Here is a 22,083-nt window from a genome sequence, read left to right on the forward strand (position 1 = left end):
ACGGTACCTGACGCCGGATCCGGTGAAGTTGGCGGGTGGGGTGAATCAGTACCGGTACGTGCCGAATCCGACGGGGTGGGTGGATCCGTTGGGGTTGACGTCCAACTGTCCGCCACCAAAAAACAATAAGAACCAGAAGTGCTCAGTACCAATTCAGGCTAACAAACCTAACGTAAATCAAGGGTTGCCTATCGTTCCGGCGGTTGGTAAAGATGGGCCAAAAAATGAAGCTGAAGCTAAACGTCAGGTATTAGCTTGGAACAGACAATACAGAATGCACTCTGTAGAAAAACATGGGCCAGAAATTGACGATGCAGCTTTAAAGCAGAGGTCAATAGACGGCTCACATCCAACAAAAAAAGGCGTTAGAGGGATGGTGGGGCCGAGTTCTCAATTCCGTAGTTGGATGATGCAGTTTCGAGCGTTACATTTTGCTTTATCCAGGATGCATAAAAAAGTTCCTGAGCCTACAGGGTATGATGCTGACCAAAATCCTATTGTTAGGATGAAACTGCCAGGAGCAGGTCGTGGCTATAAACCTAATGAAAGAGATCTAAGCAATCCTCGTTATATAGATAGCTTGGATGGGGCGGAAGTGAAATTTGATAAACGAGATATTACACGGCCATTTACTGGCTTTCCAAGATAGGTGAAGTTATGTTGATGCAACCATTTACGGAGTTTCCATATGAACCCCGGCTCTCTCACTTGTTGAGTGGGATATCGATTTATGATCGGGAAGAGACGCTTGGTAAGGCATTGTGGGTTTATGACCCTAATAAGTATGAGGATCAACAAGAAATAATTAAGAATTTTATTGTTCCTGAATTTGATTATCTAACCTATCGCCATAGGTTTTTGATTTATAAAATCCTTGAAAGCCATTTGCAGGATGCCGGTTTTGATTTTTCTGGAGAGTTTCAGAGCGACTTTGATAATCCGAGAGTGCTTGCATGGGACAAAACGGAAATAATAGATCCTCGTGGTTTTTTTGAACATATATATGAAATAGTTACTAATTCGTGGAGGGAAGATCTACTTCGGGCGAACCTTGAAGATCAAGATCAATGGTGAGTTTTATTGGTTTAGCCGTTTCGTGCATTTGAAGAGATCAGAACTGCTCGATTGCCTTTAATTGATGGAGGTTAGACAGGGAAAGGCTATCAATCAAATGCACGCTATACCCCGGCACATTCTTCGCATGATGCTTCGCCTGCGAAGCCATCTCTGCCAACTGACTCGCATCCAGTTGCGCACACGCTTCAGGATGCAGATGCACCACGCCAATGGACAATGACAGCAACGGAAACTCCTGACGAATACCCTGGCGGTTCGGCGCAACAAAACACCCAGCCTCCAGATGTTCCGGGCGGTAGAAACGCCGGCATTGGCTCTGGAAGTCATCAAGCAATTGGTTTAGCCGTTTGCGCCAATCCTCCGGGCCGAGCACCAACAGGAAATCGTCGCCGCCGATATGCCCGACGAAATCGCGGGACGGGTCGACGCGTTCGTTGAGGCATTGCGCCAGACACAGCAGCACTTCATCCCCACGTCCATACCCATAGATATCGTTAAAGGGTTTGAAGCTGTCGATGTCGACATAACAAATGACCGACTCGCGCCCCTGTTGCAGCAATCGAGTCAAACATTGCTGAATCGGCACATTCCCCGGCAACAACGTCAGCGGATTGGCATAGCGCGCCTGCTGGATTTTCAGCTCGGTAATCAGTTTGAGCACGTCAATCACCCGGCCCAGGCCCAAGTAGCTGCCGTTGAGGGTGATGATGAAATCCTCTTCGATGCGTTGCCGGGCGCGGCTGGTGATCAGGCGGCTGACCTGTTGCAGCGACTGGCTCATTTCCACGGCGAGGAAGTCGTCGTTCATCAGGCGGCTGATCGGTTTGCGGGCGAACAGGTCAGTGGCGAACGGTTTGAGCAGCGCATCGGATAACGAGTGACGATGAACGATGCCGCACGGCTGACCCTGTTCGTCGAGCACCGCCAGCGAGTTCAGGTTGGCCTGGCGGCGGAAGGCTTCCAGTACGGTGGCAGTCGGTGTTTCGCGATTCACGGCCGGTTGATCGTTGAGCAGAGCGCTGAGATCGCTGCCTTCATCGTTCAGTGCAACGGCGCTGCTATCGTGTTTGGGCATCAAGGCGCGGGCATCGCGCGGCGGGTGTTCCTGAGGGCGACCCAGCAGGTAGCCCTGCACCAGATCCACACCCATCTCGGTCAGCACCGCCAACTCTTCCGGCAACTCGATGCCTTCGGCAATCACTTGAGCTCGCGAGGCCTTGGCGATTTGCAGGATCGATCCGACAAACTCGCGCTTCAACGCATCCTGATGAATGCCGTCGATAAAGTGCCGGTCGATCTTCACGTAATCCGGCCGCAGCTCCGACCACAGGCGCAGGCTCGAATAACCGGCCCCAAGATCATCGAGGGCGATCGAAAACCCCATCGCCCGATAGTGATGCAGTGCTGTTTGCAGCAACTGGAAATCATCGATTGGCGTCTGTTCGGTGAGTTCGATCACCACCTGACTCGGTGGAATGCCGAAATCCTGAAGCAGCTGCAGCGTGCGCCCCGGCTGGTGCGCGGCTTCAAGCAAGGATTCGGGAGAGACGTTGAGAAACAGCTTGCCCGGCAATTGCTGTTCGTTGAAACGACGACAGGCGCTTTGGCGGCAGGCGATTTCCAGTTCGCTCAAGCGCCCGGCCTGGCGGGCCACGGCGAACAGGGCAATGGGGGAGTGCAGTGGGCTGTTGGACGGGCCGCGGGTCAGGGCTTCGTAGCCGAGAATGCGCCGTTCGGAGAGGCAAATGATCGGCTGGAACAGGCTGTGTAATCCGCTTTGAGTCAGGATCGAGCTCAAGGCACTCAGCTGTTCGGTCGTGGTCATGGCAATCTCTGGCGATGAAAAAGGACCGGGAGCGTTCTCGATGAAGAGAACCGCTCCCAGTCCTTTATTGCACGACAGAATGATGACTGTTTGATGACGATCCGGGGATCGCCAGCATTAAATTGCCATCACCTTACTTCTTTGCGACCTGATTGCTCAGCTTCAGGTAATCCAGCAGCACGCGCCCGGTCTCGCTCAGGTAGGCGTCGTCTTCCGGTTTGACCTTGTCCGGCTCGGCGGCTGCCAGGGCGTCGTCGTCTTCTTTCTTCAGCTCTTTGAGCGGTTCTTCGCCTTTGGCCTTGCGACGGATGTTCTCCATCGCCAGTTGCTTGGCGTCGATGTCGGCGTGCTGGGCACGGCGTTCGGCTTCATTGAGGCTGACGGTTTTCTCTTCCAGCAGCTTCTGCGCCAGGGCCAGCTTGTCGCGGATGAACACGAACTCCGCGTCCTTGGCGGAACGGGTGTCATGCTCGGATTTCAGCTGGGCCAGGTACGGCTTGAACGGATCGCTCGCCGGTTTGATCGCCGCACGGATGGTGTCCCACGGCATGGCTTCCGGCAGGGCGCTTTCGCCGATTTCCTTGGTGTCGATGATCGACGGGTAATCGATGTCCGGCAGTACGCCCTGATGCTGGGTGCTCTGGCCGGAAACCCGGTAGAACTTGGCCAGGGTCAGTTTCAGTTCGCCATGGTTCAGCGGCTGAATGGTCTGCACGGTGCCTTTGCCGAAGGTCTGGCCACCGATGATCAGCGCACGGTGGTAGTCCTGCATGGCGCCGGCGAAGATCTCCGAAGCCGAGGCGGACAGGCGGTTGACCAGCAGCGCCATCGGGCCTTTGTAGAACGCGCCCGGGTTTTCATCCTCAAGTACATCGACCCGGCCATCGGCGTTACGCACGAGCACGGTCGGGCCCTTGTCGATGAACAGGCTGGTCAGCTCGGTGGCTTCCTGCAGGGAACCGCCGCCGTTGTTGCGCAGGTCGATGACCACGCCGTCGACTTTCTCTTTCTGCAGTTCGGTCAGCAGTTTCTTGACGTCGCGAGTGGTGCTCTTGTAGTCCGGATCGCCGGCACGGAAGGCCTTGAAGTCGAGGTAAAACGCCGGAATCTCGATCACGCCGAGCTTGTAGTCCTTGCCGTCCTGTTTCAGGTTAAGCACGGACTTCTTCACGGCCTGGTCTTCGAGCTTCACCGCTTCACGGGTGATCGGCACGATCTTGCTGGTCTGGTCGTTCGGCGCATTGCTGGCCGGGATGACTTCCAGACGAACCACGGTGCCTTTCGGGCCACGGATCAGCTTGACCACTTCGTCCAGACGCCAGCCGACCACGTCGACCATCTCTTTGTTGCCCTGGGCAACGCCGATGATCTTGTCGGCCGGAGCAACCTGCTTGGTCTTGTCGGCCGGGCCTGCCGGCACCAGACGCACGACTTTCACCTGATCGTTGTCGCTCTGCAACACGGCGCCGATGCCCTCGAGGGACAGGCTCATGTTGATGTCGAAGTTCTCCGCGTTATCCGGCGACAGATAGTTGGTGTGCGGATCGTAAGACATGGCGAAGGTGTTGATGTACGCCTGGAAGATGTCTTCGGCGCGGGTCTGGTCCAGACGCGCCAGTTGATTCTTGTAGCGTTTGGTCAGGGTTTCCTGGATCTGCTTCGGCTCTTTGCCGGCGATCTTCTGCCGCAGCACTTCGTCCTTGACGCGTTTGCGCCACAGGTCATCGAGTTCGGCGGTGGACTTGAGCCACGGAGCGTCCTTGCGATCGATCAGCAAGGTTTCCTTGGTGGTGAAGTCCATCTTGTCGACGCCTTTGTTCAGCTCGGCAAGGGCGAAGTCCAGACGCGCCTTCACGCGATCCAGATAGCGCTTGTAGATGGTGAACCCGGCGTTGAGGTCGCCGCTCTTGAGGAAGTCGTCGAACTGGGTCTTCCACTTGTCGAATTCGGCGATGTCGCTGGCCATGAAATAGCTGCGCGACGGGTCGAGCAGCTTGATGTAGCTGTCGTAGATGATCACCGAGCGCGCATCGTCGAGCGGCGGCTTGCTGTAGTGGTGACGCTTGAGCAACTCGACGACGTTCAGACTGGCGATCACTTCGTCGCGATCAGGCTGTAACTTGTCCCAGCTGTTGGCTGCGAATGTGGTGCCCGACACCGGCAACAGACCGATACCGATGAAAAGAGCGAGGGCGGTGCTGGGGAGCAGATGCTTCATGCTGATTCGACGCGGGGACAATTGATAACGCATATTAGGCCGTCTTTGAAGTCGCCGGTACCTCTACGCTCTGTACGATAACTGCTGTTCAGCGTTCGTTCAGACCCCAGGGCCGGTCGCATAATGCAAAAAGCCCGGCGCTACAGCTTCGGGCTCAGTCCAGACTCACTATGGAGGCACTGTGAAGGCATTGCAAGGCGTTGAAGGTCAAGTGGCATGGGTTGATGAACCAAGTCCTACATGTGATGTAGGACAAGTTCGCATCCGGGTGGCGGCAGCGGGCCTCAATCGCGCGGATTTATTACAGAAAGCCGGACTTTATCCACCCCCTCCAGGTGCCAGCCAAGTGCTGGGTCTTGAATGCTCCGGGGTGATCAGCGAGGTCGGCGCGGGCTCGTCCTGGCAGGTCGGTGACCGGGTCTGCGCCTTGCTGGCCGGGGGCGGGATGGCGCAAGAGGTGGTCGTCGACGGACGGCATGTGCTGCCGGTTCCGGAAGGCGTGTCGCTGATTGAAGCGGCGGCGTTGCCCGAGGTTTACGCGACCGTCTGGCTGAATGTGTTTCAACTCGCTGCGCTCAAACCGGGTGAGAAAGTTCTTCTGCACGCCGGAGCCAGTGGCATCGGCTCAGCCGCCATTCAACTGTGCAAGGCTTTCGGCAATCCGTGCTGGGTCAGCGTCGGCTCGGCCGAGCGGCTGGCCTACTGCGAATCGCTGGGTGCCCAGGGCGGGGTGGTGCGCACCGACGATCTGGAAAGCCTGCGGGATTTCGGGCCGTTCGATGTGATTCTGGATCCGGTGGGCGGCAATTATTCGGCGTTGAATCTGAAGTTGCTGGCCCAGGACGGACGCTGGGTGCTGATCGGTCTGATGGGCGGCCGTGAGGCAAAACTGGATCTGGCCCAGGTGCTGGCCAAGCGCGTGCAACTGCTGGGCTCGACCCTGCGCAGCCGTGACGATCAGTTCAAGGCCGATCTGTTCAGCGATCTGAGCCAGCACGTGTGGCCGCTGTTTTCCGAAGGGCGCCTGAAGGCGCAACTGGCCAAGGCGTTCCCGATCAAGGATGCCGAGGCTGCGTTTGCAGAACTTGCGAGCAACACCGTGGCAGGGAAGCTGGTGCTGGTGATCGACGAAAGCCTGAGCTGATCATCAATGCTTGTGGGAGCAGGGCTGCTCCCACAAGACCATCGCTTACTTCCAGAGGTGGATCGGCCAGCCGGACTTCTCGGCCTCTGCCAGCAACACCGGATCCGGATTGACCACATGCGGGTAATCCACCTTCAGCAGCAGCGGCAGGTCATTGCGTGAGTCGGAATAGAAACTCGCGCCCTCAAGATTTTCCTCTTCGGCATCCAGCCATTCCAGCAAGCGGGTGATCTTGCCTTCGCGGTAGGTCAGCGTGCCCACGGTGCGGCCGCTGTACACGCCATGCGCCACTTCCAGTTCGATTCCCAGCACCTCGTCGATGCCCAGCCGATCGGCAATCGGTTTGACCAGGTGCGTGCCCGAGGCCGAGATCACCAGAATCCGGTCACCGGCCTTGCGATGGGCGGCGATGGTTTTGGTGGCGTCGCTGAAGATGATCGGCTCGATGAAATCTTCAACCCATGGGCCAACCAAGTGCTCGACTTCCTCCGGGGTGCGACCGATCAGCGGTTCGAGGCTGAAGTCCATGTAGTCTTCCATGCGCAACTTGCCATGGCTGTAGGCGTCCATCAGCTCGTTGTTCCGGCGCATGAACGACTCGGGATCGACCCAGCCCAGGCGCCCCATCTGCTCGCTCCAGAGGGTGGCGCAGTCGCCGTGGATCAGGGTTTCGTCCAGATCAAAAATTGCCAGGGCCATCGGTTCAGTTCCCTCTTGGGTGTCAGCAAAGTCATCAGGCTACCTCACACAGGGCGGTGGGATCGATGGAAAGTGACAGGCGCTGACCGTCGGGATGCAGATCCGCCGCCGAACGGTTGAGCACATCCACCACCAGTTCCACGCCCCGGGCTTCGACGCGGTAGCGGATCACGTTGCCCAGCAGGCTGTGGCTGCGGATTTGTGCGTCGGGTTCGCCGTTGAGGCTGAGTTCGATGGCCTCCGGGCGAATCGCTATGCGGTGATTGATCGGCCGCTGCAACAGTTTCGACGCACTCTGCGCATCCAGCAGGTTGTAGTTGCCGATGAAGCCGGCGGCGAATACGTCGACCGGGGCGGTGTAGAGGGTTTCGGCGTCGCCGCTTTGTACGATCTTTCCCTGATTCATCAGGAAAATGCGGTCAGACATGGTCAGGGCTTCTTCCTGATCGTGTGTGACGAAAATCGTTGTCAGGCCCAGTTCGCGCTGGATCTGACGGATCTGTTCGCGCAAGTGTTTGCGAATCCGTGCATCGAGGGCCGACAGCGGTTCATCCAGCAGCAACAGGCGCGGACGGGTCACCAGCGAGCGGGCGAGGGCGACCCGCTGGCACTGTCCGCCGGACAGCTGATGTGGATAGCGACTGGCGAAATCGTTGAGTTCAACCAGTTTCAACACTTCGGCAACCCGCTTGTGGCTGTCGTCGGCATTGACCTTTTGCATGCGCAAACCGAAGGCGACGTTCTGTTCGACGGTCATGTTGGGGAACAGCGCGTAGCTCTGGAACACCATGCCGATCCCGCGCTTCTGCGGGGTGAGCGGCACGATGTCGACACCATCGAGCAGAATCTTGCCGCCATCCACCGGCGTCAGCCCGGCGATGCAACGCAACAGGGTGGATTTGCCGCAACCGGACGGGCCGAGCAGGGTGACGAATTCACCCTTCTGGATTTCGCAGTTGATGTCGCTGAACACCGTGGTGCCGGCGTAGTTTTTCTGAAGGTGTTGGACGCTGACATAGCTCATTCGCTTTTGTCCTTGTTCAAGATGTTGGCGACCCAGGTCAGGACCAGCACGAAAAAGAAGTAGGAGATCACCAGCGCACTGGTGAAGTGGCCGCTGCTGTTGCGCATGTTGTTCAGATAAACCTGCAGGGTTTCGTAGCGAGTGCCGACCAGGATGTTGGCGAACACGAATTCACCGAACAGGAACGAGAACGACAGCAGCAACGCGACCATCAGGCCTTTGCGCAGGTTCGGCAGCACCACCAGGAAGGCTGCCTGAAAGGTGCTGGCGCCGAGCAGTTGGGCAGCGTCCATCAGATCGCGCAGGTTGATCGCTTGCAGGTTGTTGGTGATCGCCCGGTACATGAACGGCAGCGCCACGGTGAAGTAGCAACCGATCAGGATCCACGGCGTTCCCACCATCGCAAACGGCCCGGAACCGTAAAGCTGCAACAGCCCCACCGACGACACCACCGGCGGCACCGCGAAGGGCAGCAGGATCAGGATGTTCATCAGCGCATCGAGTTTCGGGAAGTGGTAATGCACTACGAACAGCAGCGGCAGGATCAGCACCACCGACAGGATCAGCGCCCCGACGCACACCAGCAGCGACTGGCCGAAGGCGTGAAGAAAGCGCGGATCGCTCCACAACTGGATGTACCACTTGAGGGTGAAACCGCTGGGCAGGATGGTGGCCGACCAACTGCTGGCAATCGAGTAGATCAGCGTGCCCACCAGCGGCAGCAGCAGGATGGCGAACAACAGATAGACCACGACGCGGTGGTAGACGCCGGCCGGGCCGGATTCAGCGCGAGACATGGTAGCTCCTCTTCAACAGCAGTTGGTGCACGACAGTCACCAGGGTCATCAGCGCCACCAGCACCACGGCCAGGGCGCTGGCCAGGTTCGGGTCGAGGGAAATGTCACCGGAGACCATCGCCGCAATCCGGATCGGCAATACGTTGAAGTTGCCGGTGGTCAGGGCGTAGACCGTGGCGTAAGCGCCGAGGGCGTTGGCCAGCAGGATCACGAAGGTGCCGAGCAGGGCCGGGGTCAGTACCGGCAGACCGATGTGGCGCCAGAACTGCCAGCTGTCGGCGCCGAGCAGTGCGGCGGATTCGCGCCAGTCTTCACGCAGGGCGTCGAATGCCGGGTACAGCAGCAACACGCCGAGGGGAATCTGGAAGTAGGTGTAGAGGATGATCAACCCGGTTTTCGAATACAGGTTGAAGTCCTCGATGATCCCGGCCTGCTTCAGCATGATGGTGATGCTGCCGTTGAAGCCGAGCAGGATGATGAACGCAAACGCCAGGGGCACGCCGGCGAAGTTGCTGGTCATGTTGGCGAAGGCGTTGACGAAGTTGCGCAGTTTTGAATCGACCCGACGCAGGGAGTAGGCGCCCAGCACGGCGATGATGATACCGAACACACTCGACCAGAAACTGATTTCGAGGCTGTACTGGATCGCCTGCAGATAGAACTTCGAATTGAAGATCTTGCTGAAGTTGGCAAAGCCCCAACCGAATTCTTCCGATTGCAGGCTGTTGATCATCACCCAGATCAGCGGGGCGATTTCGAACACGATAAAGAACAGTGCGAAAGGCACCAGGCATAGGGCGGCGAGCCATTTGCCGCGAGTCATTGAGTTCACTTGAGCAACTCCCGGCACACAGGTTTGTCGTGGGGCACGCCGAGCAGCTCGCAGACCGTGCCGCAGATGTCGGTCTGCTTCGGTGCGGCATCGGCTTTCAGGCTGAAGGCTTCACCGAGTACGAACAACGGTACCTGGCGTTCTTCCGGCAGCAGGCCGTTGTGCGAGCGGTCGTTGTTCATGCCGTGGTCGGCGGTCACCAGCACCTGGCAATCGGCGTCGAGCCAGCCTTGCAGGTAGTCGGCGAGGATGATGTCGGCGCTGCGTGCGCTGTTGCGGTATTGCGGGGTGTCGAGGCCGTGCTTGTGCCCGGCGTCGTCGATGTTCATCGGATGGATCAGCAGAAAATCCGGGGCATGGCGCAGGCGCAGGTTTTCGGCGTCGGCGAACAGGTGCGAGTCCGGATAGTGATCGTTCCAGTAGAAGTGGCCATGCTGGATCGGTAGCGTCGGGTCATCGGTATGACGATCTCTGGCGGCTACGAACGGCGAGCGGTTGTACAGCTCGCTGACCCAGTGGTACGCCGCAGCGGCGGTTTTCAGACCGGCATCGCGGGCGTAGTGATAGATGCTGCGCTGACTGGACAGGCGCGAGACGTTGTTGTGGACGATGCCGCTGTCGATCGGCGGTACGCCCGTGAGGATGCATTCGTAAAGCGGTCGGGACAGGGCCGGCAACTCGCACTCCAACTGGTAGAGCGCGGCGCGTCCTGCGCCAACGTAAGCCTGCAGATGCCCCATGGCGTGACGCGCGACCTCGTAGTTGAGGCCGTCGAGCACGACAAGGATGACGGTGTGCTTCATAGGGGCAAAAACTCCGCGAAACAATAAATCGGAAAACTCGAAATCAACACGGATCCTGTGGGAGCGGGCTTGCCCGCGAAGGCGTCATGCAATTCAACACATTTGTTGAATGTGAAATTGCCATCGCGGGCAAGCCCGCTCCCACAGAGTTTTGCGTCAAACCCTGTTGGGTTTACGGGCTTACTTCATTTCTACGATGACTTCTTCGTTCCACTTCTGCGGCAGGGCCTTGGAGGTTTTCTCCCACGCATCGGCGTCCTTGATCGGTGTGACCTTCTTGTACTGCTCGTTCGGCAGCAGCTTGGCTTTCACGTCTTCCGGCAGTTGCAGGTGCTCGGCGCGGATCGGGCGAGCGTTGCCGCGGGCGAGGTTAGTCTGGCCGGCATCGCTGAAGATGTATTCGCGGGTCAGCTTGGCGGCGTTCGGGTTCTTCGCGTATTTGTTGATGATGGTGGTGTAGCCGGAAATCACCGAACCGTCGGACGGGATCAGCACCACGTAGTCATCCGGGTTGGCCATCTTGGCCTTGTAGCTCAGGCCGTTGAAGTCCCAGACCACGCCAACTTCGATCTCGCCTTTTTCCATGGTGGCGATGGTCGGGTTGGCCATCGACAGGCGACCCTGCTTGGCGATGTCTGCGAACAGCAGCAGGGCCGGCTGAAGGTTTTTCTCGTCACCGCCGTTGGCCAGTGCTGCGGCGAGCACGCCGTTGGCAGCTTGTGCGGCAGTGCTCACGTCACCGATGGAAACCTTGTATTTGCCGCCCTTGAGGTCAGCCCATTTGGTCGGCACTTCGGAACCGTGCAGCAGCTTCTTGTTGACGATGAAGGCGATGGTGCCGGTGTAGGCCAGTGCCCAGTTGCCGTCCTTGTCCTTGGCCCAGTCCGGCACTTGATCCCAGGTGCTCGGCTTGTACGGTTGCACCACGCCTTGCTTGACCGCGATCGGGCCGAAGGCCGCGCCGACGTCGCCGATGTCGGCGGTGGCGTTGTCTTTTTCGGCGGCGAACTTGGCGATTTCCTGGGCCGAACTCATGTCGGTGTCGATGTGTTTCAGGCCGTATTTCCTGGCCAGGTCTTCCCAGGTACCTTTCCAGTTGGCCCAGTCATCGGGCATGCCGACGCTGTTGACGGCACCTTCCGCTTTCGCAGCGGCTTCGAGGGTTTTCAGATCATCAGCCGCCATGGCGGCGGTGCACATGGCAATGGTCGAGCCTAACAGTGTTGCCAGGAAAAGCTGTTTCATTCCGAAGCTCCTTGGTCGTGTTCAACGCTGCGATTGCGGTTTGTGTTGGTCTAGGTCAGCAATACCTGAGCCAATTTAAGGTGGCCGGATGACACTTTGATGTCGGCGATGGGTCGCCCAGCCTTTTCTTTCTCCGGTATCGACGAGTGCCCGGTAAGCGTAGACCACCCGCAAAGTCCCGGTGGACAGGGACTTGGCCGATGTATTGCAAGTTGTCAGGGCGACCGTTCGGTAGTTTTGTCATCTCTCGGTCATCTGCACTGCCTAGGCTTGCAACACGACCAAGCGGCGCTATCGCTGTGCGGTTTTTGCCCCGAAACAGTGCTGGTCTAGTCCAGATAGGTAACGTTGATGCGCGATGAGGCAACAAAAGCGGTGACAGCGATTGGCCAGATCCTTCAGGAACAACTCGACCATGGGTTGCTCGCAGCGGGGAGCAAACTGCCAGCGGAGCGCAAGCTCAGCGAGTTGTTCGGCACGACCCGGATTACGGTGCGTGAAGCCTTGTTGCAGCTGGAGGCGCAGGGCCAGATTTATCGCGAGGAGCGTCGGGGCTGGTTCGTGTCGCCGCCGCGTCTGGCTTACAACCTGATGCAGCGCAGTCACTTTCACGCGATGGTCAGTGCGCAGGGGCGGGTGCCGTCGACCGAGGTGATTTCGGCGCGCTTGCAGCCGGCGTCAGCAGCGGTGTGTGCGTGGTTGCAGTTGCCGGCGTTGTCGAGCGTGATTCAGATTTGCCGGTCGCGGCGGATCGATGGACGACTGGTGTTGTATGTGGAGCATTATCTGAATCCGCAGTTTTTTCCGGGGATTCTTGAGTTTGATCTGAATCAGTCGATTACCGAGCTGTATGCGCGGCATTACGATTTGCACTATGGGCGGGTGCGGTTCGAGATTGTGCCTACGTCTTTATCGGTCGATGCGGCGGCGGCGTTGCGGGTGTCGGTGGGGAGTCCGGGGTTGAGGATTGCTCGGGTTAATTATGATCAGTTTGGGCGGTTGATTGATTGTGATCTGGAGTTTTGGCGGCATGATGCGATTCACGTTGGGGTTGATGTTGTTTGATCGTTTGGGGTGAATATCCGTTTCTTCGGGTGTTGCGGCTTATGGTTCCGCCCTTACGGCGGGTCACTTTTGGCAAACGCCCCAAAAGTAACCAAAAGGTCTGGGCCCCTGCGTTCGGCCCCTCGCTGTGGCTCGGCGTCCCTTCGTTCCGGGATTCATCCGGGGGCATCGCCTACGGTTTGCTTCGCTGCACCTCCTCTCGATGCATGCGGCTGCGCCGCACGGTCGCTGCGCTCCCACCCCCGGATGAATCCCTCCACTCAGCCGGCCGATGGGGCCGGCACGTCAAGAGCGGAACTCGAGCTAACGCTCATTGTTTTGAGTGGTGGGAGGGCATATGTGTTGCTTTTGCTCTCTGTGGGAGCTGGCTTGCAGCGATGAGGGCCTTGAGGTCGGCCCGATTCTCCGGCCTATTCTTGAGTTTGGCCACCACCACCCGCTGTGATCACTTGCACATTCATCCTCGGCGTCGCCAGGTCCAGGCCGGCTTCATCCAGATGTCGTTTGAGCGACAGATTGAACGCCCGTGAAACTTCCCATTGTTTGATCGGTGCGGTCTTGAATCTTGCACGCAATATCGCGTTGCCGGACTCGAAACTTTCCACGCCCTGAAACTCCAACGGTGACCAGATGTTGCGCCGCTGCAGTGGATCTGTGCGCATTTTCTGGCCGACGTCGCGCATCAGTTTGATGGCTTCGTCGATGCTCATGTTGAACGGCACGGCGACGCGGAAGATGGCGTAGCCGAATTCCCGTGAGTAGTTTTTGATGCTTTTGATTTCGCTGAACGGGATGGTGTGGACGATGCCGTCGATGTCCCGCAAGCGTACGGTGCGGATGGTCAGGCCTTCGACGGTGCCGAGGTGGCCGCCGACGTCGACGTAGTCGTCGATGGCCAAAGAGTCTTCGATGATGATGAACAGGCCGGTGATCAGGTCTGCTACGAGTGACTGGGCGCCGAAGCCGATCGCCAGGCCGATCACGCCGGCACCGGCCAGCAGGGGCGTGACGTTCATGCCCATGTTCGCCAGGGCGACGATCAGGGCGATGATGAAGATCGCCACGAACAGCACGTTGCGGATCAGCGGCATCATGGTTTGCGCGCGGGCGTTGGCCAGGCCTTTGCGTGAACGGGTGAGGGCGTGGTGCACGGCGGTGTCGCTGAGGATCCAGATCAGCCAGGCGAAGATCAGCGTGCCGATCAGGCTGAACAGTTTGACGCTGACGTCGTGGCCTTCGCCTTCGGTGAAGCCGATCAGTGACATGCCCCACACCCGCAGGCCGAGTTCGATGAAGGCCAGCCACACCAGCAAATGGGCGAGGGTGTAGAAGAAGCTTTTCAGACGCTCGGAATACAGCGCGTGGCGTTTCGGCCCGCGTTGGGGTTTGAGGGCATGGCGGCGGACGAGGCCGTTGATGACCATGCACAACACCAGCAGCACGGTGCAAATCAGCGACTGGCGCAGGGCGGTGCTGGTATCGCCGGCGGAGACGAAGGTGGCGAACAGCGAAATACCCACCAGCACCAGTGCCGGGACGTACCAGAAGGTGCCCAGGATTTCGATGGTGTCGCTGAGGGCGCGGCGGGTCAGGCGGCGGGACAGCGGTTGGTTGCGGATCAGGTGGGCGATCGGCCGGCGGAAGCGCAGGATGAACAGACCGGTCGACAGCGCCGCGAGGACGTTGGCGACTGTAGCGGCGGTGTGGGCCAGGTGCACGCCGAGACCGGCCACCAGTCGCGGATCGCTCAGGGCTTCACCGAACGCGGCGAAGCTGCCGATCAGCCACAGCGGCCGAAAGGCCTGGTGACGCAGGATGTACAGCGCGCGATGACGGTGCGGGCCGTCGAGTACGGAAAAGGCAATCACGCAGATGGCCGAGAAGCAGGTGCCGACCACCAGCGCATAAGCCAGCACCATCGCCAGGCTTTTGCCCAGCGACGATGGCAGCGCGTAACTCATGTACACGGTGATGACCAGGGCGATCATCCACGGTCCGAGCTTGCGCAGGGCGAAGCGCAGCATGTCGAGGGCTCGGGGATGTTGCGGCAGTTCTTCGGTCAGGCCGAAGCGCATGCGTACCCGATGACCAAGCCAGATCAGCGCGGCGGCGAGCAGGCTCCAGACGGCAAGGATCACGGCGAAGGCGAAGATGATCGGCAGCCATTCGCTGGCCGGCAGCATCAGGCCTTTGAGTTCGTCCTGGGCCATGTCGAATTCGGCAGACCAGCGATTGAGCGGACTGTCGGCGCCAGAGAATTGTTTTTCGAAAGTGGCGAGGGTGCCGCCGATCAGTCCCAGTACCCCTTCTTCCGGGGTGGCCTGGGCTTTTTTCGTGGCATCGCGCAGTTTCTTCAGGTCGGTCAGCAACTGGGCACGTTGCTTGTCGTTTTCCAGCGACTTGATGACTTCGTCCAGCGACTGGCCGAGCGGTTCCTGAGCTTCGGGCTGAGTCTTGCCGGAACCCGTGAGCAGTCCCGGCAGACCGGCGGCGTCGGCAGGTGCCGGCGACATCAGGGTCATCAGGCAGACAAGAAAGAGGCAGGGCAGGGCAAAAAGACGAGCGAACACTAGGCGGTCAACCTCGCAAGGGGCGGATCGGGCGAGTGTACGAGCCCGCCAGATTCAATGCGAGCCGGGCGCGGATTTATTCGTTGAGTTTGGCCAGGATCTTGTAGACCACGGTGGCCAGGATCATCAGCATGCCGATCCACATGGCGAACACACCGGCGTTCTTGTCACGGAAGTTGAAGCCGATGGCCAGCAGAATCATTCCGCACAGGATGGGAATGAGCATGGAGTGAAACGCAGACATCGAGATCATGGCGACAGCCTTGTCGAAAGGGATTATTCAAGTCTAGGTGGGTTTTCGATGGACGGTGCTGATGTGTATCAGAAATGAGCCGGTTCTACAGGTCGAGGGATCGCAGCCAGGCGCTGCGATCCCTGCTGTGTTTTACGGCAATTCGCGACTGGCGTAGAACGCGCTCAGCACTTTGACCAGATGTGCCAGGTCATGGCTGCCACACAATTCGCGGATCGAGTGCATGGCGAAGGTCGGCAGGCCGATGTCGACCGTGCGCACGCCCAGATGGCTGGCGGTGATCGGGCCGATGGTCGAGCCGCAGCCCATGTCGCTGCGCACCACGAAGCTTTGCACCGGCACTTCTTCGGCCATGCACAGATGGCGGAAGAAACCGGCGGTTTCGCTGTTGGTGGCGTAGCGCTGGTTGCTGTTGACCTTGATCACCGGGCCGGCGTTGAGTTTCGGGCCGTGGTTGGCGTCGTGCTTCTCGGCGTAGTTCGGGTGCACGCCGTGGGCGTTGTCGGCAGAAACCAGCAGGGACTTCTGGATGGTGCGTACGAATTCATCACCTTCCGGCAGCAGGCGGCGCAGGGTCTGTTCGAGCATCGGGCCGTCGGCGCCGCAGGCCGAACAGGAGCCGACTTCTTCGTGGTCGTTGCACACCAGCACGCAGGTTTCTTCGGTGTCGGCGGTCAGCAGGGCTTGCAGGCCGGCGTAGCACGACAGCAGGTTGTCCAGGCGCGCACCGGCGATGAAGTCGCCATGCAGGCCGATGACCGCAGCGCTCTGGGTGTCGTAGAAACTCAGCTCGTAATCCAGTACCACGTCGGCGTTGAGGCCGTGTTCGCGGGCCAGTTGGTCGGTGAGCACCGCGCGGAAGTCCACGCGCTCGTCACCGGCGAACTGCGCGAGAATCGGTGGCAGTTCGGTCTGGGCGTTGATGGCCCAGCCCTGGTTGGCTTCACGGTTAAGGTGGATGGCCAGGTTGGGAATGATCGCGATCGGGGCCTTGAAGTCGATCAGCTGGCTTTCGACTTTGCCGTCGCGGCGGAAAGTGACGCGGCCGGCCAGCGACAGGTCGCGGTCGAACCATGGCGCCAGCAGCGCACCGCCGTAGACTTCGACGCCGAGCTGCCAGAAGCCCTGGCGCTGCAATTCAGGTTGTGGTTTGACCCGCAGGCACGGGCTGTCGGTGTGGGCGCCGACCAGACGGATGCCGTCGTGCAGCGGCGAGTTGCGGCCCATCTTGATCGCGACGATCGAGGAATCGTTACGGGTGACGTAGTAACGACCATTGGCTTCGGTGTGCCAGGTTTCGCGCTCGTCGAGGCGCAGATAACCGGCGGCCTCCAGGCGTTGAACAAGGCTGGCGGTGGCGTGGAACGGGGTAGGGGAGGCCTTGAGGAAGTCGATCAGGCCTTGGTTCAACTCTTCGCGCATAAGAAGCTCCAGACAGCAATGGGCGGGAGTTTAACGCATCGGCCTGATGCTTGGGACATTGTGGCGCGTCAGAAAGGCGCCGGGCATTCGAAGCGCAAACGCTCACCGGACTGTGGATGGGTGAAGCTGAGCATGCTCGCGTGCAGGCACAAACGAGGCCAGGCGGCCAGGGCTTGTTCGTGGGCATACAGCCCGTCACCGAGCAGCGGATGACCGATCGACAGCATGTGCACGCGCAACTGGTGCGAGCGGCCGGTGATTGGTGTGAGCTCGACGCGGCACCAGTCGCCGCAACGCTCCAGCACGCGCCAGAAGGTCAGGGCGTGTTTGCCGAGTTCGTGATCGACCACGTGGCGCGGCTTGGTCGGCGGGTCGTAGCGCAACGGCAGATCGATGCTGCCGCTGTCCAGTTCCGGCTGACCCCAGCAGAGCGCAGTGTAGGCTTTCTCTGTTTCACGATCGTGAAACTGGCGCGACAGCTCACGGTGGGTGTCGGCATCACGGGCCAGCAGAATGATCCCCGAGGTTTCCCAGTCCAGGCGATGGACGATACGCGCTTCGGGGTAGCCGTTTTCCTGCAGGCGGGTGATCAGGCAGTCCTTGTTGTCGTCGGCCCGGCCAGGGACGGAGAGCAACAGGGTCGGTTTGTTCACCACCAGAACGGCGGCGTCCTGATGAATGATTTGGACGTTGGACAACGGCATTAAAACAGCCTCGTAACAAATGCCAACGGCGGCTCAGGGCCCCTCCGGTGTCGGAAGGGCCCTGAGCCGCCGTCGTTCCTGCCGGATCGACTCAGCGGTCTGGCAGGGTGATGTTGAGTTCCAGAATCGAGCAGCTGCCCTGGCTCTCCAGTGCCACGTGCACGTCGTCGTTGCCGATGTTGACGTACTTGCGGATCACTTCCACCAGTTCCTTCTGCAAGGATGGCAGGTAGTCCGGGGTGCTGCGCTGGCCGCGTTCATGCGCCACGATGATCTGTAGACGCTCTTTCGCGACCGAGGCGGTACTTGGCTTTTTGTTGGCACGAAAGAAGTCAAAAAGGTTCATTACCTACCTCCAAACAGACGCTCGAAGAATCCCTTCTTCTCGACATTCAGGAACCGGTGTTCTTTTTCCTTGCCCAGCAGGCGATCAACGGTATCGCTGTAGGCCTGGCCGGCGTCGCTCTGATCATCGAGGATCACAGGTACGCCCTGGTTGGAGGCCTTGAGCACGGCCTGGGATTCCGGAATGACGCCCAGCAGGCGCACGGCGAGGATTTCCTTGACGTCTTCGACGCCCAGCATCTCGCCTTTTTCGACGCGCTCCGGGTGATAGCGGGTGATCAGCAGGTGTTCCTGGATCGGCTCTTCACCGCGCTCGGCGCGACGGGACTTGCTGGCCAGCAGGCCGAGCATGCGGTCGGAGTCACGTACCGAGGACACTTCCGGGTTGGTCACGACGATCGCTTCGTCAGCGAAGTACATGGCCAGGTGGGCGCCTTTTTCGATACCCGCCGGGGAGTCGCAGACGACGAACTCGAATTGTTCCTTGAGCTCCATCAGGACTTTTTCCACGCCTTCCTGGGTCAGCGCGTCTTTGTCGCGGGTCTGGCTGGCGGCCAGCACGTAGAGGTTTTCCAGGCGCTTGTCTTTGATCAGGGCCTGTTGCAGGTTGGCTTCGCCGTTCACGACGTTGACGAAGTCATACACCACGCGGCGCTCGCAACCCATGATCAGGTCAAGGTTACGCAAGCCCACGTCGAAGTCGACGATCACTGTTTTGTGGCCGCGCAGAGCGAGGCCGGTACCGATAGCGGCGCTGGTGGTGGTCTTACCCACACCACCCTTGCCGGATGTAACCACGAGAATCTTGGCCAAGGTGTTTCACCCCTAAGGAAGAAGGACTGTTCAGCCCCTGAAAAACATCTCTAGAAAACTACTGCAGTCGGACAGCCTTGGCTGGAATCCGGCTTTTGGCCTTTTTCCTACTTCGTTTGAGCCGTTTTCGCTACGTTTTAGAGATGCTTGGAAAATGCGGCAGTATCCGTTAAAGCCGAATGATGTTCAACACGTCGCCCGACAGGCTGACCTGTACGCCCGAACCCCACATCGGATCGCGACGCAGGTCCTCGGAAACCTTGTAATGGCCTGCGATGGAGATCAGTTCAGCGCTCAGTTGCTGACAGAAGATCCGCGCCTTGGTGTCGCCCTTGACCCCGGCCAGCGCACGACCGCGCATCGGGCCGTATACATGGATGTTGCCATCGGCGAGAAGTTCCGCCCCCGGACTGACCGAGGACACCACCACCAGATCGCCACCCTGTGCATATATCTGTTGGCCACCACGTACTGGCGTGGTGATGACGCGGGTCGGTTTGACGGCCGGCTCCGGCGGTTTTTCCGGCTTCTTCGGTGCGACGGGTTCAGCGCTTTCCAGCGGTCGCTCGCGGGCGCCGGACGGCGGCAGTACCGGGATGTCGATGGCGATGGCGGCGGCAATGTCTTCGATGCGGCTGGCGCGGATCGCCAGGGTGCGCAGGCCGTGCTGGCGGCACACACGCATCAGGCCCGGCAGGTCGACTGCGCCTTCACTGGGCGGCAGTTTGTCCAGCGCCAGAACCAGCGGCGCGTTGCTGAAGAAATTCGGTGCCTGGGCGACTTTGGCGGCCAATTGCCGATCGAGGCTGTCCAGGTCGTTGCGGGACAGCTCCAGCACCGTAATGGCGAGCATGCTGCCCTTCAGCTGGAACACGGGATCTTGGTCTTTCGGTTCGGTTTGGCTCATGTCGGCATACAACGGCTTGTCACTAAAAGTGCCGAGACTTATAACGAGAACGCCCGCAGGCCGCAAGCCGGGTCGAACGATGTAGAATGCGCGGCCACTGTATTTACGGAAGCTTTAATGGATCGCCCGCGTTTTCGAAAAGCATTTCTTGCCCCACGCTTCTGGCCGCTCTGGTGCGGCCTCGGGCTGTTGTGGCTGATCGTGCAGTTGCCTTATCCGGCATTGCTCGCCATCGGCCGTTTTCTCGGTGCCCTGATGTATCGCTTCGCCGGCGACCGACGGCGCATCGCCAAGCGCAATCTGGAACTGTGTTTCCCGGAAAAGTCCGCCGCCGAGCGCAAGCGCCTGCTCAAGGAAAACTTTGCCTCCACCGGCATCGCCTTCTTTGAGATGGCCATGAGCTGGTGGTGGTCGCGTCAGCGGCTGGCGAAACTGGCTCACGTCGAAGGTCTTGAGCATTTGCAAAAGGCCCAGCGTGAAGGCAAGGGCGTGATTCTGATGGCGGTGCATTTCACCACCCTGGAAATCGGCGCGGCGCTGCTCGGCCAGCAGCACACCATCGACGGCATGTACCGCGAACACAAGAACCCGCTGTTCGACTTCGTCCAGCGTCAGGGCCGTGAGCGGCACAATCTCGACTCGCTGGCGGTGGAACGTGATGACGTGCGCGGCATGCTCAAGTTGCTGCGCGCAGGCCGGGCGATCTGGTATGCACCGGATCAGGACTACGGCGCCAAGCAAAGTATCTTTGTGCCGCTGTTCGGTATTCAGGCCGCAACGGTTACCGCCACCAGCAAGTTCGCCCGATTGGGCAAGGCGCTGGTGGTGCCGTTCACCCAGGAACGTCTGGCTGACGGCAGCGGTTATCGTCTGGTGATTCATCCGCCGCTGGAAGGTTTCCCGGGCGAGACCGAAGAAGAAGATTGCATCCGCATCAATCAGTGGGTCGAAGGCGTGTTGCGTGAGTGCCCCGAGCAATACCTGTGGGCACATCGGCGCTTCAAGAGTCGTCCGCCAGGCGAGCCTAAGCTGTACGCCAAACGCGGTTGATTGACCCATTCCCACAAGCACCACGGAGCGTTGCGATGAGCCCAGCTGAACCGGTCACAGGTTTGATTCTTTCCGGCGGCGGGGCTCGGGCGGCGTATCAGGTGGGGGTACTGGCGGCAATTGCCGAATTGCTGCCGCTGGGGGCGGACAATCCGTTTCCGGTGATCGTCGGCACATCGGCCGGGGCGATCAACGCGGTCAGCCTCGCCAGCGGTGCGACCGATTTTCGCGCGGCCATCGAGCGCCTGACGCTGTTCTGGCAAGGCTTTCGCAGCCATCGCGTGTTGCGCAGCGACTGGCCGGGAGTGATCCACCAGGCCAGTCGTTTTGTCACCCATAGCCTGTTGGGCATGGGCCGGCAAATGCCGGTGGCGCTGCTCAATAGTTCGCCGCTACGCCATCTGCTCAATGAAAAACTGCACATGCCCGGCATCGCCGAGTCCATCACGCGCAAGCAATTGCACGCAGTGGCGGTCACGGCGTTCGGCTACGAGTCGGGACAGGCGGTGACGTTCTACCAGGGCGGCGGGACCATCGACTCCTGGCTGCGTCATCGGCGCATCGGCGTACCGACACAGTTGTCGGTGGAGCACCTGCTGGCCAGTTCGGCGATTCCGTTGTTGTTCGCGCCGGTGAAGATCGGCGATGAGTATTTCGGCGATGGCGCGGTGCGGCAATCGGCGCCGATCAGCCCGGCGCTGCATCTGGGCGCGAGCCGGGTGCTGGTGGTGGGTGTCAGCGGCAACCCGCGCGGTTTCGATCCGGCGCAACCGCTGGAACGCACCTACACCGGGCAGCAGCCGACGCTGGCGCAGATCGGCGGGCATATGCTCAACAGCACCTTCATTGATAGCCTGGAAAGCGATATCGAGCTGCTTCAGCGTCTGAACCAGTTCAGCCGTCTGATGCCTGAAGGTACGCCGATCCGCGCGTTGGGTGTGGCGCCGGTGGACGTGCTGGTGATTTCACCCAGCCAGCCGATCGATGAAATCGCGGCGCGGCATCGCCAGGAATTGCCGGCGGCGTTACGTCTGTTTCTGCGTGGGCCGGGGGCGACCAAGACGAGCGGCGCAGGGGTGTTGAGTTACTTGCTGTTCGAGGCGGGGTATTGCAGCGAATTGATCGATCTGGGCAGGCGCGATGCCTTGGCCAAGCGCGATGAACTGTGCCGGTTTCTCGGGATTGGCGAGGCGCTGGTCCCGGCCTGAGATGTGTGGCGCAGCCATCGCTGGCAAGCCAGCTCCCACAGGTTTTCGGGTGTCCACAACCGCCGTGAACGACACAAAACCA

21 protein-coding genes are annotated in these 22,083 nt (G+C 59.7%); 6 read left to right on the top strand and 15 right to left on the bottom strand.

The features are described from left to right. Together CAF77_RS27215 and CAF77_RS27220 are read left to right on the top strand one after the other, a co-directional pair. The coding region (locus CAF77_RS27215; RefSeq protein WP_305883653.1) for an RHS repeat-associated core domain-containing protein at positions 1–649 on the top strand (649 nt) is incomplete at its 5' end. Positions 650–657: 8 nt separating this feature from the next. Continuing rightward, positions 658–1,074, top strand: coding sequence for a hypothetical protein (locus CAF77_RS27220; RefSeq protein WP_085655718.1), 417 nt, complete (start codon positions 658–660; stop codon positions 1,072–1,074). A 37-nt stretch (positions 1,075–1,111) separates the two neighbouring features. Here the strand turns inward: CAF77_RS27220 and CAF77_RS27225 are convergent, their stop codons facing one another. Together CAF77_RS27225 and CAF77_RS27230 are read right to left on the bottom strand one after the other, a co-directional pair. Continuing rightward, positions 1,112–2,902, bottom strand: coding sequence for a bifunctional diguanylate cyclase/phosphodiesterase (locus CAF77_RS27225; protein WP_085655719.1), 1,791 nt, complete (start codon positions 2,900–2,902; stop codon positions 1,112–1,114). Positions 2,903–3,035: 133 nt separating this feature from the next. After that, positions 3,036–5,120, bottom strand: a complete 2,085-nt coding sequence (locus tag CAF77_RS27230) for a carboxy terminal-processing peptidase (RefSeq protein ID WP_170929008.1) — start codon at positions 5,118–5,120, stop codon at positions 3,036–3,038. A gap of 181 nt (positions 5,121–5,301) precedes the next feature. Between CAF77_RS27230 and CAF77_RS27235 the strand changes: the two genes are divergently transcribed. After that, a complete protein-coding gene (locus CAF77_RS27235) occupies positions 5,302–6,264 on the top strand; it encodes a zinc-binding dehydrogenase (RefSeq protein ID WP_064378698.1) in 963 nt (320 codons plus the stop codon). A gap of 45 nt (positions 6,265–6,309) precedes the next feature. Here CAF77_RS27235 and CAF77_RS27240 read toward each other — a convergent pair whose 3' ends face one another. The 6 genes from CAF77_RS27240 to CAF77_RS27270 form a co-directional block, all read right to left on the bottom strand. Next, the gene (locus CAF77_RS27240) at positions 6,310–6,963 is read right to left on the bottom strand and encodes an HAD family phosphatase (protein WP_064378699.1); all 654 of its coding nucleotides are present in this window, start codon (positions 6,961–6,963) and stop codon (positions 6,310–6,312) included. Positions 6,964–6,997: 34 nt separating this feature from the next. Beyond that, complete coding sequence (locus tag CAF77_RS27245; protein ID WP_085655720.1) at positions 6,998–7,987, bottom strand: ABC transporter ATP-binding protein; 990 nt, start codon at positions 7,985–7,987, stop codon at positions 6,998–7,000. After that, positions 7,984–8,784: an ABC transporter permease gene (locus CAF77_RS27250; protein ID WP_064378700.1), complete on the bottom strand. Its 801-nt coding sequence runs from the start codon at positions 8,782–8,784 to the stop codon at positions 7,984–7,986. Before CAF77_RS27250 ends, CAF77_RS27245 begins: the two co-directional genes overlap by 4 nt. Further along, a complete protein-coding gene (locus CAF77_RS27255) occupies positions 8,771–9,607 on the bottom strand; it encodes an ABC transporter permease subunit (protein WP_011333175.1) in 837 nt (278 codons plus the stop codon). The genes CAF77_RS27250 and CAF77_RS27255 overlap by 14 nt, the downstream gene beginning before the upstream one ends. 5 nt (positions 9,608–9,612) lie before the next feature. Next, complete coding sequence (locus CAF77_RS27260) at positions 9,613–10,419, bottom strand: alkaline phosphatase family protein (protein WP_085655721.1); 807 nt, start codon at positions 10,417–10,419, stop codon at positions 9,613–9,615. 180 nt (positions 10,420–10,599) lie between these two features. Beyond that, positions 10,600–11,664, bottom strand: coding sequence for an ABC transporter substrate-binding protein (locus tag CAF77_RS27270; RefSeq protein ID WP_085655722.1), 1,065 nt, complete (start codon positions 11,662–11,664; stop codon positions 10,600–10,602). A 351-nt stretch (positions 11,665–12,015) separates the two neighbouring features. Here CAF77_RS27270 and CAF77_RS27275 point away from each other — a divergent pair, with 351 nt between their 5' ends. Further along, positions 12,016–12,729 carry a UTRA domain-containing protein gene (locus CAF77_RS27275; RefSeq protein ID WP_011333178.1) on the top strand — a complete coding sequence of 238 codons (714 nt, stop codon included), beginning with the start codon at positions 12,016–12,018 and terminating at the stop codon, positions 12,727–12,729. A 410-nt stretch (positions 12,730–13,139) separates the two neighbouring features. Here CAF77_RS27275 and CAF77_RS27280 read toward each other — a convergent pair whose 3' ends face one another. The 7 genes from CAF77_RS27280 to minC form a co-directional block, all read right to left on the bottom strand. Continuing rightward, complete coding sequence (locus CAF77_RS27280; protein ID WP_064378703.1) at positions 13,140–15,299, bottom strand: mechanosensitive ion channel family protein; 2,160 nt, start codon at positions 15,297–15,299, stop codon at positions 13,140–13,142. A gap of 76 nt (positions 15,300–15,375) precedes the next feature. Continuing rightward, positions 15,376–15,552: a hypothetical protein gene (locus CAF77_RS29405; RefSeq protein WP_007960078.1), complete on the bottom strand. Its 177-nt coding sequence runs from the start codon at positions 15,550–15,552 to the stop codon at positions 15,376–15,378. Between the two features lie 132 nt (positions 15,553–15,684). Next, positions 15,685–16,974 (bottom strand): M18 family aminopeptidase, encoded by a 1,290-nt coding sequence (locus tag CAF77_RS27285; RefSeq protein ID WP_064378704.1) that lies wholly within the window; start codon positions 16,972–16,974, stop codon positions 15,685–15,687. 68 nt (positions 16,975–17,042) lie between these two features. Next, positions 17,043–17,678, bottom strand: a complete 636-nt coding sequence (locus CAF77_RS27290) for an RluA family pseudouridine synthase (protein ID WP_007960072.1) — start codon at positions 17,676–17,678, stop codon at positions 17,043–17,045. Between the two features lie 91 nt (positions 17,679–17,769). After that, positions 17,770–18,024 carry a cell division topological specificity factor MinE gene (gene minE / locus CAF77_RS27295; protein ID WP_007960071.1) on the bottom strand — a complete coding sequence of 85 codons (255 nt, stop codon included), beginning with the start codon at positions 18,022–18,024 and terminating at the stop codon, positions 17,770–17,772. Next, complete coding sequence (minD, locus tag CAF77_RS27300) at positions 18,024–18,836, bottom strand: septum site-determining protein MinD (RefSeq protein ID WP_064378705.1); 813 nt, start codon at positions 18,834–18,836, stop codon at positions 18,024–18,026. Before minD ends, minE begins: the two co-directional genes overlap by 1 nt. A gap of 169 nt (positions 18,837–19,005) precedes the next feature. Beyond that, on the bottom strand, positions 19,006–19,743 hold the full coding sequence (minC, locus tag CAF77_RS27305; RefSeq protein ID WP_007960063.1) for a septum site-determining protein MinC: 738 nt from the start codon (positions 19,741–19,743) through the stop codon (positions 19,006–19,008). 117 nt (positions 19,744–19,860) lie between these two features. Between minC and CAF77_RS27310 the strand changes: the two genes are divergently transcribed. Together CAF77_RS27310 and CAF77_RS27315 are read left to right on the top strand one after the other, a co-directional pair. Further along, positions 19,861–20,793, top strand: coding sequence for a lipid A biosynthesis lauroyl acyltransferase (locus CAF77_RS27310; RefSeq protein ID WP_007960061.1), 933 nt, complete (start codon positions 19,861–19,863; stop codon positions 20,791–20,793). A 35-nt stretch (positions 20,794–20,828) separates the two neighbouring features. Then, on the top strand, positions 20,829–22,001 hold the full coding sequence (locus CAF77_RS27315) for a patatin-like phospholipase family protein (RefSeq protein ID WP_085655723.1): 1,173 nt from the start codon (positions 20,829–20,831) through the stop codon (positions 21,999–22,001). The last annotated feature ends 82 nt before the right edge of the window (positions 22,002–22,083 follow it).

It is taken from the genome of Pseudomonas sp. R15(2017), from assembly GCF_002112685.1.
Classification (GTDB): domain Bacteria; phylum Pseudomonadota; class Gammaproteobacteria; order Pseudomonadales; family Pseudomonadaceae; genus Aquipseudomonas; species Aquipseudomonas glycinae.

What these genes read in the sequence shown, in the direction of transcription:
- CAF77_RS27220 (WP_085655718.1), top strand. Translation starts at nt 658, where the DNA reads ATGTTGATGCAACCATTTACGGAGTTTCCATATGAACCCCGGCTCTCT.
- CAF77_RS27225 (WP_085655719.1), bottom strand. Translation starts at nt 2,902, where the DNA reads ATGACCACGACCGAACAGCTGAGTGCCTTGAGCTCGATCCTGACTCAA.
- CAF77_RS27230 (WP_170929008.1), bottom strand. Translation starts at nt 5,120, where the DNA reads ATGAAGCATCTGCTCCCCAGCACCGCCCTCGCTCTTTTCATCGGTATC.
- CAF77_RS27240 (WP_064378699.1), bottom strand. Translation starts at nt 6,963, where the DNA reads ATGGCCCTGGCAATTTTTGATCTGGACGAAACCCTGATCCACGGCGAC.
- CAF77_RS27245 (WP_085655720.1), bottom strand. Translation starts at nt 7,987, where the DNA reads ATGAGCTATGTCAGCGTCCAACACCTTCAGAAAAACTACGCCGGCACC.
- CAF77_RS27250 (WP_064378700.1), bottom strand. Translation starts at nt 8,784, where the DNA reads ATGTCTCGCGCTGAATCCGGCCCGGCCGGCGTCTACCACCGCGTCGTG.
- CAF77_RS27255 (WP_011333175.1), bottom strand. Translation starts at nt 9,607, where the DNA reads ATGACTCGCGGCAAATGGCTCGCCGCCCTATGCCTGGTGCCTTTCGCA.
- CAF77_RS27260 (WP_085655721.1), bottom strand. Translation starts at nt 10,419, where the DNA reads ATGAAGCACACCGTCATCCTTGTCGTGCTCGACGGCCTCAACTACGAG.
- CAF77_RS27270 (WP_085655722.1), bottom strand. Translation starts at nt 11,664, where the DNA reads ATGAAACAGCTTTTCCTGGCAACACTGTTAGGCTCGACCATTGCCATG.
- CAF77_RS27275 (WP_011333178.1), top strand. Translation starts at nt 12,016, where the DNA reads ATGCGCGATGAGGCAACAAAAGCGGTGACAGCGATTGGCCAGATCCTT.
- CAF77_RS29405 (WP_007960078.1), bottom strand. Translation starts at nt 15,552, where the DNA reads ATGATCTCGATGTCTGCGTTTCACTCCATGCTCATTCCCATCCTGTGC.
- CAF77_RS27285 (WP_064378704.1), bottom strand. Translation starts at nt 16,974, where the DNA reads ATGCGCGAAGAGTTGAACCAAGGCCTGATCGACTTCCTCAAGGCCTCC.
- CAF77_RS27290 (WP_007960072.1), bottom strand. Translation starts at nt 17,678, where the DNA reads ATGCCGTTGTCCAACGTCCAAATCATTCATCAGGACGCCGCCGTTCTG.
- minE (WP_007960071.1), bottom strand. Translation starts at nt 18,024, where the DNA reads ATGAACCTTTTTGACTTCTTTCGTGCCAACAAAAAGCCAAGTACCGCC.
- minC (WP_007960063.1), bottom strand. Translation starts at nt 19,743, where the DNA reads ATGAGCCAAACCGAACCGAAAGACCAAGATCCCGTGTTCCAGCTGAAG.
- CAF77_RS27310 (WP_007960061.1), top strand. Translation starts at nt 19,861, where the DNA reads ATGGATCGCCCGCGTTTTCGAAAAGCATTTCTTGCCCCACGCTTCTGG.
- CAF77_RS27315 (WP_085655723.1), top strand. Translation starts at nt 20,829, where the DNA reads ATGAGCCCAGCTGAACCGGTCACAGGTTTGATTCTTTCCGGCGGCGGG.